Consider the following 15,641-nt stretch of genomic DNA (forward strand, 5'->3'; position numbering starts at 1 on the left):
TTAGGGCTGTACGCTATTTATTGAATAACAAAAGTATCACTCCAATTCCCGCCCACACCAGTATAACTATATAATGCAGCATTTGCCGCGTCAAAAATCTCAGCTTTAAATGCTTTGGCGTTGCTCGGACATACTGCTATGTAAATAGACAAACCTGGTGACGGGGTGTATTTAAGCCGCCCCACCCCTTGCGCATTAAATAAAAATGGTGCAGTAGTATTACCAATAGTTGCTATGGCGTTACAGTCGGTACAGGTAACCTGTATTAAAGCGGTGCCTTTTGTACCGTTATACCAATCGTAAGTATTTATTGTGTCAGCGTGGGGGGTAATGGTGTTAACGCTTAAGGAGTCGGCTGTGATAGTTGGTGTGCTGGGTTTTGAAGAAGCCGGTGCAATACCGGTTTTTACACAGCTTGTTAATAGCAGCAGAAGTATAATTGTGCAGATCGGTTTCACAGTCGTATTCGTTGGTTGACTATGCCACCCGCATAGTATAACCACAACGACGGTTAATCAAAAAGCAATCCAACTAAAGCTTTTAGTTAACAGGCATGGACTTTATCCTTAAAAGAGAAACACATTCCCCATAACGCAGAAGAATTTACCCAAAAGTTGAGTAAATTAATTCGCAGGTATAGAGTGATGTTCGTGAATGATTATCCACTGGTCGACTATTTTTTTCAGGCCGATGGTCAATCTGAATGGCAATTCAACATAGTCCCCGGTATCAGCACTGTCTGAACATTTCATAGTCGCATAACAAAATGCAATATGCTCGTCTGCGATAATATGCAACTCATCGATATCAAATACTCCTGGTTTGGTATACTTGAAAAAAATATCCCATGTTTTACGGTAAGCCTCTGTCCCAACCGACTGGAAAGGCGCAGGTACATCATACATCACTATATCGTCAGCGTGATATGCCAGTATTCCGTCGATATCTTTGTTTCTTACGGCCAGCGCCCAATTTTCAATGAGCGTTCTAATCTTTTCTTCGTTTGTCATTTTGTTGAGCTTGATATGTCAAAGGTAGTGTAGTACATTGGAAATCAAGATGTACAAACGAGACTTAGATAGGTCGTTTTGCGACAAAAGTCAGGCAATTATAGAACGATCAATCGAAATACATTTTCCACTTGCACAAAATATAAATCTCCCTATATTTGCAACCCCAACGCGAAAGTAGCTCAGTTGGTAGAGCACGACCTTGCCAAGGTCGGGGTCGCGAGTTCGAATCTCGTCTTTCGCTCATAGCCCTTTCTCTTTTGAGAATGGGCTTTTTTATTTTTAAGGTTTTTATATTTGTTAAATGAACCGCCCATTATTGACCATTCTGTTATTCTTCATAGCCAACTTTACCTATGCGCAACACACCCCAATAACTTTGGGCGAAACAGTACAACTATATTCAAAAGAACTAGGCGAAACCCGTAGATTGAATATCTACCTGCCCGAAGGTTATCATTCCGGAGACACAACTCGTTATTCAGTAATCTATTTGTTAGATGGTGGCTTGGATGAAGATTTTATCCACGTGACGGGTTTGGTTCAGTTTGATAGTTTCCCGTGGATAAAACGCGTACCTAAATCCATCGTAGTAGGCATTGTTAACGTAGACAGGCTGCGGGATTTCACTTACCCTACTTCAGTTAAAAAAGAGAAAACTACTTATCCAAAAGCAGGACATTCAGGTAATTTTATAGCATTTTTAGAAAAAGAACTTCAACCGTACATCCAAAAAAATTACCCGGTAAACAAACAAAAAACGTTAATCGGCGAGTCACTAGGCGGTTTATTGGCTACTGAGATTTTACTGAAAAATCCGCCGCTATTTGATCATTACCTTATCATCAGTCCCAGCCTTTGGTGGGATAATGGCTCTCTCCTTTCGTTAAAAGCAGCATCGATACAAAAACCTATTCGGGTTTATATCGGAGTTGGCAAGGAGGGCCTAAGCCCAAGTGAACAGCCGCATATCATGGAGGTAGACGCCAATCTGCTTGCCGAAAAACTCAAAAACTTACCAGGCAAAAACGTAGCGATCTATTTTGATTATCTGCCCCAGGAAGATCATGCTACCATAGGGCACCCCGCTATATTTAACGCTTTTAAGTGGTTGTATCAGTGATTTAAACCACCCCACCCATTAATGGGTCTGTCTTTGTAACCGACCCTGTCTCTACCCTACCTGCAAAGCGCTCTTCAAAATCGTTATGTCCGTTTACCTTTAGGCTGACGTCATACCAGTTAAATGATTTTTCCAGGTTTTGCGAAAATATGATGCTTCCACCTTGCGCAACTGTTTTGGTTTGCTCTGTGGTACCATAACTGTTGTCTGTTAACAAAACCGTATGAGGCTGACTGTCATGATTGGTTACTTTTACAATTACATTACCGGTTAACTTAAAAGCCCTGCGTTCATAATCGCAACTAACGGTAATGAGCGGGTTATTGCCGTTACCCATTAACTCACGGTAAAAGCCATTGGGTCCGTATACGCGTAAATGGTAATTTCCATTCTCAAAATCATTCAATGTCCATTCGTCCTGTAGCGTATCACCGGCAGACGCGCTATAATCCCAGGCACGTAATGTTTCGCCTTTAAAAGGATTCATGGCATAGACCTTAAATGCCGAGCCGGCAGCTTTTTTACCGAAGACATTGTTACCCGCTTTGAAGGTTAGCTCGTATGCATTTTTAGCTTTATTAAACTGACCGTCTGTATACAGTTCGTAAGGCAAAGCACAAGCCGGGCGTATTCCTTTTTCCTGCTGAGGGAAATCGGGCGAATTACGGTGATCTGTATTGATCTTTGCTATCTCGTCGCTGTTTAGTTTCTTGAAGTTATCAGGCACCTGTTTAAATTGAGCCTGGTGAATGTCCTCCATAAACTTATCCTTATCCAAAAACACCGGTTTTTCTATTTTTTCGCCATTGTATGGCCTGAAAGCCGAAGTCAGATCGCCGCAAATGGTACGGCGCCATTGGGTAATGTTCTCTCCGGCGATTTTTTTGCCGGTCTTTTTCTCAATAAAGTTTTCGATGAATTGCAGCGATGAGGTATGGTCAAAAACCTCCGAGTTAACAAAACCACCACGCGTCCATGGCGAGCAGATGATCATTGGTACACGGTAACCTAAACCCATCGATGCCTCGCGGATATTTTTAGGATCTTCAGAAGGATTATGTTGCTGATTGCGCAGCACAAAATCCAGTTTCGCATCGATATCTTTAGAAACCTTGCCCGCATCATTTTTATAAGGATCAGGAACTATAAACGGCGGAACGTGGTCAAAGAAACCGTCATTCTCATCGTAAGTCAAAATAAAAATCGTCTTTTTCCAAACTTCTGGATTCTCCAACAATATCTCCATTGCTTCACTTACGTACCAAGGGCCAAACCATGGCTCGCCCGGATGATCAGAGAAGTTACCCGGCGGCATCAACCATGAAACCGTAGGCAACTTATCGTTTTTAACATCTTCTCTAAACTGATGGAAAACATCACCTTTAGGGGCGTTTAAACTACGCTCAGTGCCGTTATCATTATATTGCAGCGTTTCCAGGTCATGAAAATCAGGGTCGGCGCTATTGATGCTAAATGCCTTGGTATGAATGTTTTTACTTTGCTCAGGCAGGCTGTCAAATTTCTCCTGCGTGTATTTTTGTTGTGCAGCCTCTACGCTGGCCAGCAGCCTTCTGGCGGCAATGGCTTTTTGCGAGGCTCTCGGATCGCCTGTCCGTTGTTCCAACTCGGCTATTTGCTTTTGCAGATCTTCTTTACCATCCTGCAAACCTGCTAAACCACCCTCGTGTAAGCGTACATTATACTGGTCGAAGTATTCCAGCACGTTCGTACCGAAATTACCTAACAAAGCCTCTTTCTGACCTTTTAACGGATAGGCCATGGTTAGTTCATTCTGATAAACTTTCCAGGATATGCCGTTTTCTTCCAACTGCTCCGGATAGGTTTTCCATTTCAGTTCCGGGTAATTATATTGGGTAATGTTCCATAAGTGTGCAAGACCATCGGGTGTATTCTTTTCGCGCACGGTTCCGGTCATCCAGTAATGGCGATTAGAATGCGTACCGGTAATACTGGAGCAAAAATTCTGATCGCACACGGTAAAAGCATCCGCGAGTGAATAATAAAACGGAAAATCAGAGCGGTCGCCATAGCCAAGGGTTAAAGGCATATTGCGATAATCCTTATTACCAGATTTTTTAACCTTTAACCAGTTGTCATACTTGCCCATGTTCATGGCATCAGTCTGGTTGGCCCAGTTGTGCGGCAACGAACCCATCCAGGCTATTTTGGTTTGTTTTCTGTCCAGGTGGAACGGCCCATAGGTATTTCCGTGCTCATCTGTTTGTAACCAAACTTTATTTTTATCAGGCAGATTAATGGCCCGCGGATCATTAAAACCACGCACCCCTTGCAGCATGCCCAACTGATGATCGAATGCACGATTTTCCTGCATCAGGAAAACGATATGCTCGGCATCATAAAAAGTACTGCCTGGCGCCGGGTTAATCGCCATCGCCTTCTGAATAACAGGCGGCAGCATATTGATCATAGCGGCACCACCCGATAAAAGGCCGGCCTTCTTTAAAAATTCTCTACGGTTTTCCATATCACGAATTTGCTTGCGGAAAGTAAATTTAGCTTAAAGCACAAGTTAACATATCATGCTTTAAGTACCAACGTTGTTACAGTGACAAGTCTTTGTGAAATTTATTTGGGGCGATATTTCCGGATATTCCACAAGAATCGGGGCGATCCAAAAAAGACTTAAAAGTCAGAAAAAGTGATCCAAAGTGATCCACTATTAAAGTAGTTTACTCATAGTTATTTGATTATCAAATATTTGAATTTTTACGGTGATCCAATTGATCCACATTCTCTCGTGGATCACTTGGATACTTATCCCAGATAATTTATGTATTGCTCTTCAAAGCTACCATCAGCATAAAGGTCGATCAACCCATAGCCGGGCGCAGTTTCGTGCTTGTTACCCTCCCACCACGCTCCGCTTACGGCACCGTTACAGATATAGGTTACGTTATTATACAACAAACGCTCGCGCAAGTGGATATGGCCGCTCAGGCATAGCTTTACATCGGGATGCTGATAGAACAGGCGAATAAGCTGAGCGGCATCAGTATGCATATCGCCACCATACATTACCCAGCGGTTCACGACGCCGTCGTCCACTAAATTGGTAGCTGTCAGGATAGGGATATGCGACATGATCAATATCGGCGTGTTAGGGTCGGTTGCTTTTAGTTCGCTCTCCAGCCAGGCAAACTGCTCGTCGCCCAGTTTACCAATGTACCAAGTGCCGTCAATATCCAGGTGGACGCTGTCCAAAACAATAAACTTCCAGCCTGCCTGAGTGAAGCTATAATAAGGCTTAGCCAGCTTTAAGCGATCAAGCGCATATTGTTTACCGTAGGTAGCCTGCCCTTTGCTATTCTCGCTCCACCATATATCATGATTACCCAGGCAAGGGTGCGTAGGTATGCTGCATTCAGATTTATAAAGGTTAGTCACCAAATTCCATTGCGCGTCGATGGTGCTCAGGTTCTCTTTATTCATATCAAACACCAGGTCGCCGCCATTCAGGATCAGATCTGGTTTAGGGTTTTGCTGCTGCAAGTGGTGCAGGCATTTGGCAAACTTTGCAGGTGCATCAAACTTGTCTTTCAGGTGTACATCTGTAATATGTGCCACCCGTAAAACACGCTTAGGTTTAGCCTTGGTGGCGCCAAGAGTTAACGATGGCACCAGTAATAAGCCCCCCAGATTCTTCAGAGCCGATCTTCTTTCCATAATCAGTTTTGATTTTTAAATCAAAGGACAAGATAAAATATTAACGTGGCATTACCTGCCGATTATTTAAAAACAAAAAACCCGGCAGATGCCGGGTCTTTGTCATATAGCTATACAATGAATGTCTTATTTAGCGTACCAATCTCTCAATCTTACTTCGATATTCTTATTGCCGGCATTTACCAGTTTCTTAAACTCGTTGATGTCCTGCCCCTTGTAGTGATATGGGTAAACTATCTTTGGTTTAAATGCCAATACGCCACTGGCTGCGGTCTTCACATCCATGGTATACGGCAGGTTCATACAAACAAAGGCAATGTCAATACCCTTCAATGCGCGCATCTCCGGAATGTCCGACGTGTCCCCAGAGATATAAACCTTCTTGCTGCCAATAGTTAGTACGTAACCATTGCCTCTACCCTTAGTATGAAACGCAGTTGGTGACTCCGGCAAGTTGTACATTGGGATAGCAGCAATGGAGATACCCAGTTTAGCAGCGCTCTCGCCATTTTTTAAAATGACCAGGTTAGTTTTATCGGCAGCCGGCAACTTATCAGCAACAGCTTGCGGAACAACTATTACAGCGTGTTTGGTGTTGATCGCTTCGATAGTTTTAGGATCCAGGTGATCAGGGTGAATATCGGTAATGATGATCATATCGGGTGCCTCAATGCCTTTAAAAGCATCGGCGCCACCAACAGGGTCTGTAACAATAGTTTTATGCTGATAAGTTAGCGCCATAGTAGCATGGTTAATGGGCTGGATGGTTAGCTCGCCGCCTTTGGTAGTTTCATGATCGGGTGCAGGGCGTTGCGCTTTTGCAGATAATAACCCTATTGATACAAGTAGGGTCAGGATGAATTTAAGTTTCATGTTGTGTGTTATTAGATGTTTTGTAAATAACTGTGGTTAAGTTTTAATGTTTGGGAAATCTCTCTGTAAGCATTACGCAAGTTTAAAAGCCCCGGTTGTCTCGTCTTTATTCTTCCAATCAATTTTTCCAGATCACCCGGTAATTAAACCTGCGGTTAGGCGCACTGTCGCCACTGGTACTTAGTGAGATCGGATCGATCAAATCCTCCGGATTATCGCACCAATGATAATCAAAAGTCAGTGTCTTACCGACTAGCTTGAGCAATGACCTAGGGATAGCTACTTCTAACTTATTCCCCGCGTAGCGATAATCAACCTTGGCTGCGGTTACCCAATGGTCGCCCGGAGCTTTGGCGTCGTAACGCATTAGCGTGGTTGTTTTGGCATCGATGACCTTCTTATTGACCATAAAGTCATAGCCGTACCAGCCTGTGTTTGAGTTTTTATCAGCATCAATCAATAACAGCATCCAGTTTTTTCCGGTTGATGGAGTTAGGCGCTGATCCGTTTCAGCATAAAAATAAATATCGTCATTAGCTACGGCTACCTTACAAGTTACGATATCATTACGGCCCGATGTATCACGGTAATGCAAGCCACCATAGCCGTTATAATCACGATGAGCCACATCTCCCCTGGTATCCCGATATTCGGTCTTAATAGCGTCCCAATCATTAAAATCCCCATCGATCCTGATATGGGTTAAACCCTTCAATTCAGGCACGGGCCGGGCACCTTTATACCTTCTGATATTCTCGGCCATTTGCATATAATAATTGTCGGTATAACCTCCCTTCATGGGTTGAATGCTGCGGTTAAACTCTGCATTGTATTGATCGACAAAAAAATAAGAATTCTTGCGTCGCATAAAGTCGAAAGTCTGGCCTGCCTCCGGCTGATACTTGCCTGCGGTCCATTCGTTCCAATCGTTCAGGTACAGAAACTCCGGATCAGCTTTCAACGCTTCATCCCAACGTTCCTGAAAATATATGCCGTAACCTTGGGGATTTACTACTGTCTTTTTTAACCAGGGAACATAAGTAGTTACCGGTAGATCATGTCCGTTCAATTGAGGCTCCTGGTTAGCCCGCGACCATGATTTACCTACCATACTTGCCGGGTGCTGTGCCGGTGTTACCGCCATTTCTTCGCGATGACCATTGTGCGTGGCCATCAAACTATCAGGCGGTAGATTGCGTACTTTCTTATCACCCAGATCAAAACCAAAGCTCCAATGATCCTCGGTGCCTACATAGCGTTTACCGCCCCATTTATAATAGCCCCACCACATGCCGCGAGCAGTGAAAAAGTTTTTAACCTCTTGCGTATAGTCGGTGTAAAGCTTTTGAGTGTAATCTTTATTGCCATAGTGGGGGTTGCTTTTATCGGTTAATGCTGCTTCGTCATAATGTGGATTTGGATTTGCCTGTACATTGCCGGTAGCATCCTTGGTTTGTGGCGTAGCGTTGTATAATAGCAAAGGCTTTCCATCCCAATAAAACCAAAGATCTTTATACTTATTGATTTTATAGATCTTATCATACAGGTCCTGCACTACGGTGATAACCGGCCCGTTAAATGCCCAAAAGCAAATCTGCGGCACTTTGTTACCTTCAGCTTTCATCTTCTCCATCACGGTAAAAATGGTGTCCCATTCGTCCCAGTAGCGTACGGCGTTGGTTACGTCGAATATCAAAACATCAACACCAGCGTCACTTAACATCGACATATCCTTACGGATAACATATTCATCGCGACTTAAAAAGTATCCCATCTCCGGCTCACCCCAGTGATAGGAACCTTCTTTCCATTGCGGATTTTTAGCGTCCAACCGTGCGTTTGAATCTGCCGCCAGCACCTTACTTACATCAGCAGAATATGGGGATTTCATTTTAGACAGGTTATCGCTGTGCCAGGTAATATAAAATATACCTACTACCCTTTTATGATCTTTTTTAACCGGGCCTACCAAATCAATCGTCGGCATGATTCTGCCAAGCGCATCTGTTGCTACCCAGGTGTCTGAATAGAGATCGCGCGGCTTGTTTTGTGCATTTGCAGCCAATACAAACAAAACCAATAAGAAAGAGAGACGGATTTTCAGTTTCATAGATAACACGTATTAAAACACAAAGAGCCCTTCATTGCTGAAAGGCTCTTTGTTACAATTTTATAATTTCACCGTAGCCGGCAGGTATTTGGCTATTAAGTCCTCGTAGTAAGGTTTCAATTCTGACACCACTGGCACCTTGGGGCTTTTTGAGTATAGATCGTAAGGATTAAATTTATCTACCCACTCAAACATATCCCTGTCGTGCGCATCCAGTAAATGCTCATAAGCATGTTCACGGTGTTGCGAGTAGAAAGAATGATACCGAATCATGTACAGCGCAGGCTCAGGCAAATGGTCTTTGGTGATCTGATACAGGTACTCATCATGCCCCCAAGACATTTGCACCTTGTCTAATCCGCATTTGTGTGAGTAAACGCCATATTTGGTATTAAAACGTTCGTCGTAGATATCCGGGTTAGCGGCAAAAAATTCAGGATAGACTATCTTGTCAGAAAAAGCACAACCAACCGGGAAGGTATCTCCTACCACGTTCCATTGCGGCTCGCCAAACAGGCAAAGCACTTTGCCTAAGTCATGTATAAATCCGGTTAAAATGAACCAATCCGGATAACCGTCAGCACGAATGGCTTCGGCGGTTTGCAATAGATGCTGAAGTTGGTCTAAGGAGATATCAGGGTCAGAATCATCAACCAGCGTATTCAAATATTCCATGGCTTTCCACCATGGCATTTCCATTTTATCAAACTTTAAAAAATTAGATTTTTTGGCTAGTACGTTATCGTAAGTCTGGTATTTATGATTGAGACGATAAAACTCACGCACGCCATCAATTTCGGGCGAATCATAATTTCTAAACTCTTCTTTCTTTTTAGTCGGCCCCGTCTCGGGATATCTTTGCAAAACATCATCTTCCCAAACATCCAAATTCGCAAGTGGCGAATGGTCTTTTTCATTTAGATTTTCCATATCTGTTTTGTTTTAATTGGTTTACCAAAATACAGTATAAAGAGCGGTTAGTATACCGCATATAGCAATTGAAGCAACAATGAAACCGGGCGTTACCTTAAACATACTGCTGTCAACTTCCAACGCTTGTTTGTTATGCTTACTCTGCGGGTCTAATAAAGTTACGACAATTGTGAGCACCATTACAATAGCAAAAACCCAGGTCATGCGGTGCAGAAAAGGAATCGGCTCAAAATACCCACCACTTATTTGTGGCAGATATTTAAATATCACAGAAAGCGGGATAGTGATAATAGCAGTGATCAAGGCAGCCCTTGAAGTAGTACGTTTCCAGAAAAAGCCCAGGAAAAATATAGTAAAGATACCCGGCGATATAAAACCTACATACTCTTGTATAAACTGATATACCTGATCGAACGTGCGCAACGTTGGCGCTATGCTCATGGCTATGATAGATGCAACAACGACGGTAATGCGTCCTACGTTAACCAGCTTGCGTTCGCTGGCATTTTTATCGATGTGCTTTTTGAATACATCCAGCGTAAAGATGGTGGCGATACTGTTGCTCTTACCTGCCAGCGATGCAACTATAGCTGCAGTAAGCGCGGCGAAGGCAAGGCCTTTTAATCCGGATGGTAAAAGATTCATTAACGTAGGGTAAGCATGATCTGGTTTCAACACGCCATTATCAAGCATCTCAGTATGGAAGTAGCCGTGCTGATAAAGTACATAAGCCGCTATACCCGGAATAACAACGATTACGGGGATCAACAATTTGAGAAAAGCGGCGAAGATCAAACCGCTGCGGCCCGTCTTTAAATCGGCGCCTAAAGCGCGCTGTACAATGTATTGATTACAACCCCAGTAGTTTAAATTATTGATCCATAAACCACCCGCTAACACGGCTACACCAGGCAGGTCATCATAATACTTATCCCCTTTGTGAAATATCATATGAAAGTGATCTGAAGCCTGATCTCTTAAGATGGGCAGTGCACCCAGTACAGTCTTTGCACCTAACTTATCCGATACCAAATGAAGCGCCATGTAACAAGTTACCAATCCGCCCATCACCAATACAAATACCTGGATAACGTCGGTGTAGCCAATTACCTTCATCCCACCTAGAGTGATAATAGCCGAGAAAATAGCTAACGCGATAACGCATATATTAAAAGATATCCCGGTTATAGTTTCGATGGCCAGCGCACCTAAAAAAAATATTGACGTTAGATTAACGAAAATGTAGATCAGCAACCAAAACACAGCCATAACGCCACTCACAGTATCATTATACCGGGTAGATAAAAACTGCGGCATAGTATATATTTTGTTTTTGATATAGATGGGCAGAAAAAAAACCGCTACAATGATGAGTGTAGCCGCCGCCATCCATTCATAACTGGAGATAGCCAACCCCATGGCAAAACCGGAGCCAGACATCGCTATAAAATGTTCTGAAGATATGTTTGAAGCGATGATGGAAGCACCGATGGCCCACCACGTTAATGATCCCTGCGCCAGGAAGTAATCTTTGGTATCAACGTTTGCGCTTTTTTTACTGCGGTAAACCCAATACCCGTAGCCCGACACTACAATAAAATAAATAAGAAATACAACGTAGTCTGTAGTAGAAAGGTGGTTCATTTAAACGATTATTAGGATTGCGAATTGGTATATCGAATTACCGCAAAATAATCGTGATATACAAATGGCAGATTCCTAATATCGAGCCTATGAATAACTTAACCATTTAGGCACAGCGTCACCTTCAATTCTCCATCTCAGGCTTTTGATTAGCCGGACTAACACGGTTTATCTTTTCAAGGAATCCGAACTCGTTAACGGCGTAATTTGCATGTGTGGTGTCAGTATCTATTCGGTAGAAAGCTCTGGGTTGATTTTTCCTTAAGCGAATTCTTTTGTGTCTAAGCGGCAAAGCAACGGCTACTAACAATAATATTATTTGTGATATAATGATTAACATAACGTTTTTCTTTTGGTCAACATTTATTTTAACCAAAAAAGATGCCGAATTGAAATTGGCGTTATGCACAGCACAAATACCTATAAATGAGTTGATTTATGTAGGAAAACATTAAACTAAAAAGTTTTATATTTTAACAATGTCCCAAATTCATCACAGTTAGGTTCAAATATTAACAACTGGACACACTGATCATAGACTAAAAGATTAAGCTCAAAAATTAAAAAATTTGCAAGGTTTTTTGAAATAGATTGAAACGACAGGTAGTCGATTGACCTATTACTGTGATCCAATTGAAAATATGGTATTTTTCGAAAGTTGGCGCCAATGTTATTGAGCTTACAACTTAGTCTCTCGTTGTTCAAAAAAACAGACACAAAAAAGGCCGCATTTTACACCGCGGCCTTTTTTATTATCAAAAATGTTAATTTTTAAAATTCAGCTTCAACAAAATCATATTTGTAGGCATCGGCAACGGCTTTGTAAGCTACCGTACCTTTGTAAATATTTAAGCCTTTCAATAAAGCCGGATTATCAGCAAATGCTTTTGCATAACCTTTATTGGCTATCTGTAAAGCATAACCTAAAGTAGCATTGGTTAAGGCAAAGGTTGAAGTATGCGCTACTGCACCCGGCATATTACCTACCGAGTAATGTAACACACCATGTTTTACATACACAGGGTTATCATGAGTTGTAGCGTGGTCGGCAGTTTCAAACATACCGCCCTGGTCAATCGCTATGTCGACAATTACTGATCCCGGCTCCATTTCGGCAACCATAGCCGCTGTAACCAATTTGGGCGATTTAGCACCCGGGATTAATACAGCGCCAATTACCAGGTCAGAGTTTTTAACCGTATCGGCTATCGTAGTAGCATTTGACGCCAGTGTAGATACCTGGTAACCAAAAATGTCATCTAGTTCACGCAGTCTGTGCAGGTTATTATCAATGATAGTTACCTCGGCACCTAAGCCTACGGCAATCTTTGCGGCGTTGGTACCAGCAATCCCACCACCAATAATAGCAACCTTAGCGCGGCGCACACCCGGCACACCACTTAATAATACACCTTTACCACCGTTAGGTTTCTCTAAAAAGTTGGCCCCTACCTGTACAGACATTCTACCGGCTACCTCGCTCATTGGGGTAAGCAATGGCAATTGCCCATTTGGTAATTGAATGGTTTCGTAAGCTATTGCGGTAATTTTACTTTTTAATAAAGCATCAGTTAACTTGGGCTCAGCAGCCAGGTGTAAATAGGTAAATAATACCAAATCCTCACGGAAATACTGAAACTCAATTTCGATAGGTTCTTTAACCTTCATCACCATTTCGGCGCTCCAGGCTTCGGCAGCAGTGTCAACTAAATTTGCGCCGGCTTTTGCGTAGCTTGCATCGGTAAAGCCTGAACCCTCGCCTGCTGTTTTTTGTACTGATACTTTGTGGCCGGCAGCAACTAATGCTTCAACACCCGCAGGGGTTAGGGCTACACGGTTTTCGTTGTTTTTAATTTCCTTTGGAACGCCAATAGTCATTTGAGTATTCTTTATGAGATAAATAATATCCAATAGCCTTACCTTAATTGGCAAAATTACTGGTTTAGCGAATTATATTCTGATACAGTTAATTTAACACTTCAAAACTAAGCAAATAATCTGTTAAAAGCTATTTTACCAACAATAATTTTGTTAACAACATTTAACTAACACTAACTTTACTTAAAATTAATAACAAACAAAGCTATTTATTCAAAGTTTATCATATGATGAAAAAACTCCTGCTATTGGCATTTATTGTCATCAGCTTTAACTGTTTTGCGCAAGACAGTCTGCAAATGCTAAATTTTGATCGTAACCATATCAAAAATACAGGTATGCAGCTATTGGGGAGCTGGGCGGCGGCAAATATCACTGTTGGCGGCATTGGCTGGGCTACCGCTAATGGAACTACCAAATACTTTCACCAGATGAACACTATCTGGAATTTGGCTAACTTGGGCGTGGCGTTAGCTGGTTATGTAGGTACCATTCATGATAAGAACAAAACCTACACAACACAGGAAAGCCTGGCCGAACAACGTAAGATTGAAAACATCTTCCTGATAAATGGTGGTTTGGATTTGGTTTATATAGGTACGGGGATTTATCTAAAGCATCGCGGTAATATGAAAAACTCCGATCAATCAAAAGGTTATGGCTCTGCAATTATAATGCAAGGCGCCTTTCTATTACTTTTCGATGCTACCATATATATGTCAGAGCGGAAGACAGGAAATAAACTAAGACGTTTTTATTGAAGAACCCGGTTACGTTTGACGGCAAGCAAGTGGGTATGATTGTAAACTTTTAAACCTTAATTAAGTAATTGATATTCAATACACTTAAGTTAAGTAAAATTAATTAACACCTTAATATTCAAATATTTGTTAACATAAAGATAATATTAAACACATATTGTATTAACTTAACTTTGCAAAATCAAAATCAATATAATTTATAGACTTCGTACCAGCATATGAAAAAAACCAAAACCAGCTCCGACGTAAAAAAAGCCAAAAAGGCTTTGAAGAACGAATTAAGTAATAAAATTGCAGCTCAAATAAAAACCATTGTAGGCGAAATTGGCCCTGGCTTCAAAAAAGCAGAAAAAGCTATAGAAAAAGCAGCTAAAACTTTGGCTAAGAAATTATCAAAAGCAACCAACGACAAAACTGCTAAAGCGCCTGTTAAAAAGGCCGCTCCGGTTAGCGTAGCTAAAACGCCAACTGCAGCTGTTAAGGCTGCACCTGTTGCTAAACCGGCTGCTAAGCCTGCAACCAAAGCAGTTGCGAAGCCCGCCACAAAAGCACCCGCTGCTAAACCGATAGCTGCAAAAGCGCCGGTTAAACCAGCTGCAAAGGCACCTGCAAAACCTGCAGTAAAGAAATAATTAATTGTAGTTTTTTTTTGAAAGCGGGAGGGCCAAAAGCCTTTCCGCTTTTATTTTTTTGTACCGATAATGTTGAGCGCTATAGCGCTGTTATGCACAATACCTAGCGTAGTGCCGGGAATTACCTTAAAATATGCTTTGATATAACCATCCAGAATAGCCCGTATGGTGTGATCTGTTGATTTAACAAACTCCGGAAACACATAAGTCATAGATTTCTGATAACGGATCTGCCCTTGGGTATCAACCGTGGCCCAGATGGAATAAGAAAAATTTTCATAGGCTTTATTGATGCGGACAGTGTACTCCGGGAACATATATTCTTCCGAATTATCCCATTTATTCATCGCATCTGCATCTACAGTCTCTTTTACCACCGTGGCGCGTGTGGTTGTACTAATGAATTTTACCGGTTGCCGTGCCGCAAAAAAGCTATCAGGTTTGAGATCGATCGCGGCGGTACGTTTGATAATGTAGGCACTATCACGTTTTAAAGGTTTACGTAACTCTTCTACCGTAGTGTGTTTGTCGGCGATGTATTTATCCGCATATAAAGTCATATACACGTTCGATTTAACATAATAAACTGTTTTACCTTCAACCTTCAATACCTGGAATACCAGGCTATCCTTGCTTACATGCATCGCTTTTAACCACGTACCTGATATATTAAATATCGAGTCATGATCCAGTGTCACGTTAAATTTCAGGAAGATCTTTTTATCGGGATTATAAACATTGGCTGCCGTGTCCGAAAAGAACATCACTCTCCAGATAGTCGCCAGTTGGTAGCCATCTTTATTAAATATCAAACCACTATCAAAGCTGCGGCGAACCTCGGTATAGTTAATGCCCTTTACCTTTTCAAATGATATTTTGTTTTGGATAGGATCATCCAGTTTGCAGGCACAGAAACCGACAGCAATTGGAACAAATAACAAATAGTGGCGAATAGAAACAGGTAGCATGCCG

At 42.0% G+C, this 15,641-nt stretch carries 13 protein-coding genes and 1 tRNA gene; 4 read left to right on the forward strand and 10 right to left on the reverse strand.

Translation table 11 applies throughout. The features are described from left to right. Positions 1–17: 17 nt before the first annotated feature. A complete protein-coding gene (locus tag HB679_RS05240) occupies positions 18–458 on the reverse strand; it encodes a hypothetical protein (protein ID WP_214070877.1) in 441 nt (146 codons plus the stop codon). A gap of 165 nt (positions 459–623) precedes the next feature. Continuing rightward, positions 624–1,010 carry a nuclear transport factor 2 family protein gene (locus HB679_RS05245; RefSeq protein WP_214070878.1) on the reverse strand — a complete coding sequence of 129 codons (387 nt, stop codon included), beginning with the start codon at positions 1,008–1,010 and terminating at the stop codon, positions 624–626. A gap of 171 nt (positions 1,011–1,181) precedes the next feature. On the opposite strand from HB679_RS05245, the gene HB679_RS05250 reads away from it, so the two are divergent. Both HB679_RS05250 and HB679_RS05255 read left to right on the forward strand, forming a co-directional pair. Beyond that, positions 1,182–1,254, forward strand: a tRNA-Gly gene (locus tag HB679_RS05250). Positions 1,255–1,314: 60 nt separating this feature from the next. Beyond that, a complete protein-coding gene (locus HB679_RS05255) occupies positions 1,315–2,133 on the forward strand; it encodes an alpha/beta hydrolase-fold protein (protein ID WP_214070879.1) in 819 nt (272 codons plus the stop codon). Position 2,134: 1 nt separating this feature from the next. Here the strand turns inward: HB679_RS05255 and HB679_RS05260 are convergent, their stop codons facing one another. From HB679_RS05260 to ald, 7 genes are all read right to left on the reverse strand, one after another. Continuing rightward, positions 2,135–4,639, reverse strand: coding sequence for a phospholipase C, phosphocholine-specific (locus tag HB679_RS05260; protein WP_214070880.1), 2,505 nt, complete (start codon positions 4,637–4,639; stop codon positions 2,135–2,137). 290 nt (positions 4,640–4,929) lie between these two features. After that, complete coding sequence (locus HB679_RS05265; protein WP_214070881.1) at positions 4,930–5,838, reverse strand: metallophosphoesterase; 909 nt, start codon at positions 5,836–5,838, stop codon at positions 4,930–4,932. A 126-nt stretch (positions 5,839–5,964) separates the two neighbouring features. Continuing rightward, complete coding sequence (locus tag HB679_RS05270) at positions 5,965–6,711, reverse strand: MBL fold metallo-hydrolase (RefSeq protein WP_214070882.1); 747 nt, start codon at positions 6,709–6,711, stop codon at positions 5,965–5,967. A gap of 118 nt (positions 6,712–6,829) precedes the next feature. Continuing rightward, positions 6,830–8,821 (reverse strand): hypothetical protein, encoded by a 1,992-nt coding sequence (locus tag HB679_RS05275; RefSeq protein ID WP_214070883.1) that lies wholly within the window; start codon positions 8,819–8,821, stop codon positions 6,830–6,832. Between the two features lie 60 nt (positions 8,822–8,881). Continuing rightward, entirely contained in the window at positions 8,882–9,751 is an 870-nt protein-coding gene (locus HB679_RS05280) for an inositol oxygenase family protein (RefSeq protein WP_214070884.1), read from the reverse strand. Between the two features lie 21 nt (positions 9,752–9,772). Further along, entirely contained in the window at positions 9,773–11,398 is a 1,626-nt protein-coding gene (locus HB679_RS05285; protein ID WP_214070885.1) for a sodium/sugar symporter, read from the reverse strand. 771 nt (positions 11,399–12,169) lie between these two features. Continuing rightward, positions 12,170–13,276 carry an alanine dehydrogenase gene (gene ald / locus HB679_RS05290; RefSeq protein WP_214070886.1) on the reverse strand — a complete coding sequence of 369 codons (1,107 nt, stop codon included), beginning with the start codon at positions 13,274–13,276 and terminating at the stop codon, positions 12,170–12,172. A 227-nt stretch (positions 13,277–13,503) separates the two neighbouring features. On the opposite strand from ald, the gene HB679_RS05295 reads away from it, so the two are divergent. Together HB679_RS05295 and HB679_RS05300 are read left to right on the forward strand one after the other, a co-directional pair. After that, positions 13,504–14,037, forward strand: coding sequence for a hypothetical protein (locus HB679_RS05295; protein WP_214070887.1), 534 nt, complete (start codon positions 13,504–13,506; stop codon positions 14,035–14,037). 218 nt (positions 14,038–14,255) lie between these two features. Next, on the forward strand, positions 14,256–14,669 hold the full coding sequence (locus tag HB679_RS05300; protein WP_214070888.1) for a hypothetical protein: 414 nt from the start codon (positions 14,256–14,258) through the stop codon (positions 14,667–14,669). 50 nt (positions 14,670–14,719) lie between these two features. On the opposite strand, the gene HB679_RS05305 is transcribed toward HB679_RS05300, so the two are convergent. Further along, positions 14,720–15,637 (reverse strand): hypothetical protein, encoded by a 918-nt coding sequence (locus HB679_RS05305; RefSeq protein ID WP_214070889.1) that lies wholly within the window; start codon positions 15,635–15,637, stop codon positions 14,720–14,722. Between the last annotated feature and the right edge of the window lie 4 nt (positions 15,638–15,641).

Origin of the sequence: Mucilaginibacter sp. dw_454 (genome assembly GCF_018449775.1) — a bacterium.
In the GTDB taxonomy this organism is placed as follows: Bacteria; Bacteroidota; Bacteroidia; order Sphingobacteriales; family Sphingobacteriaceae; genus Mucilaginibacter.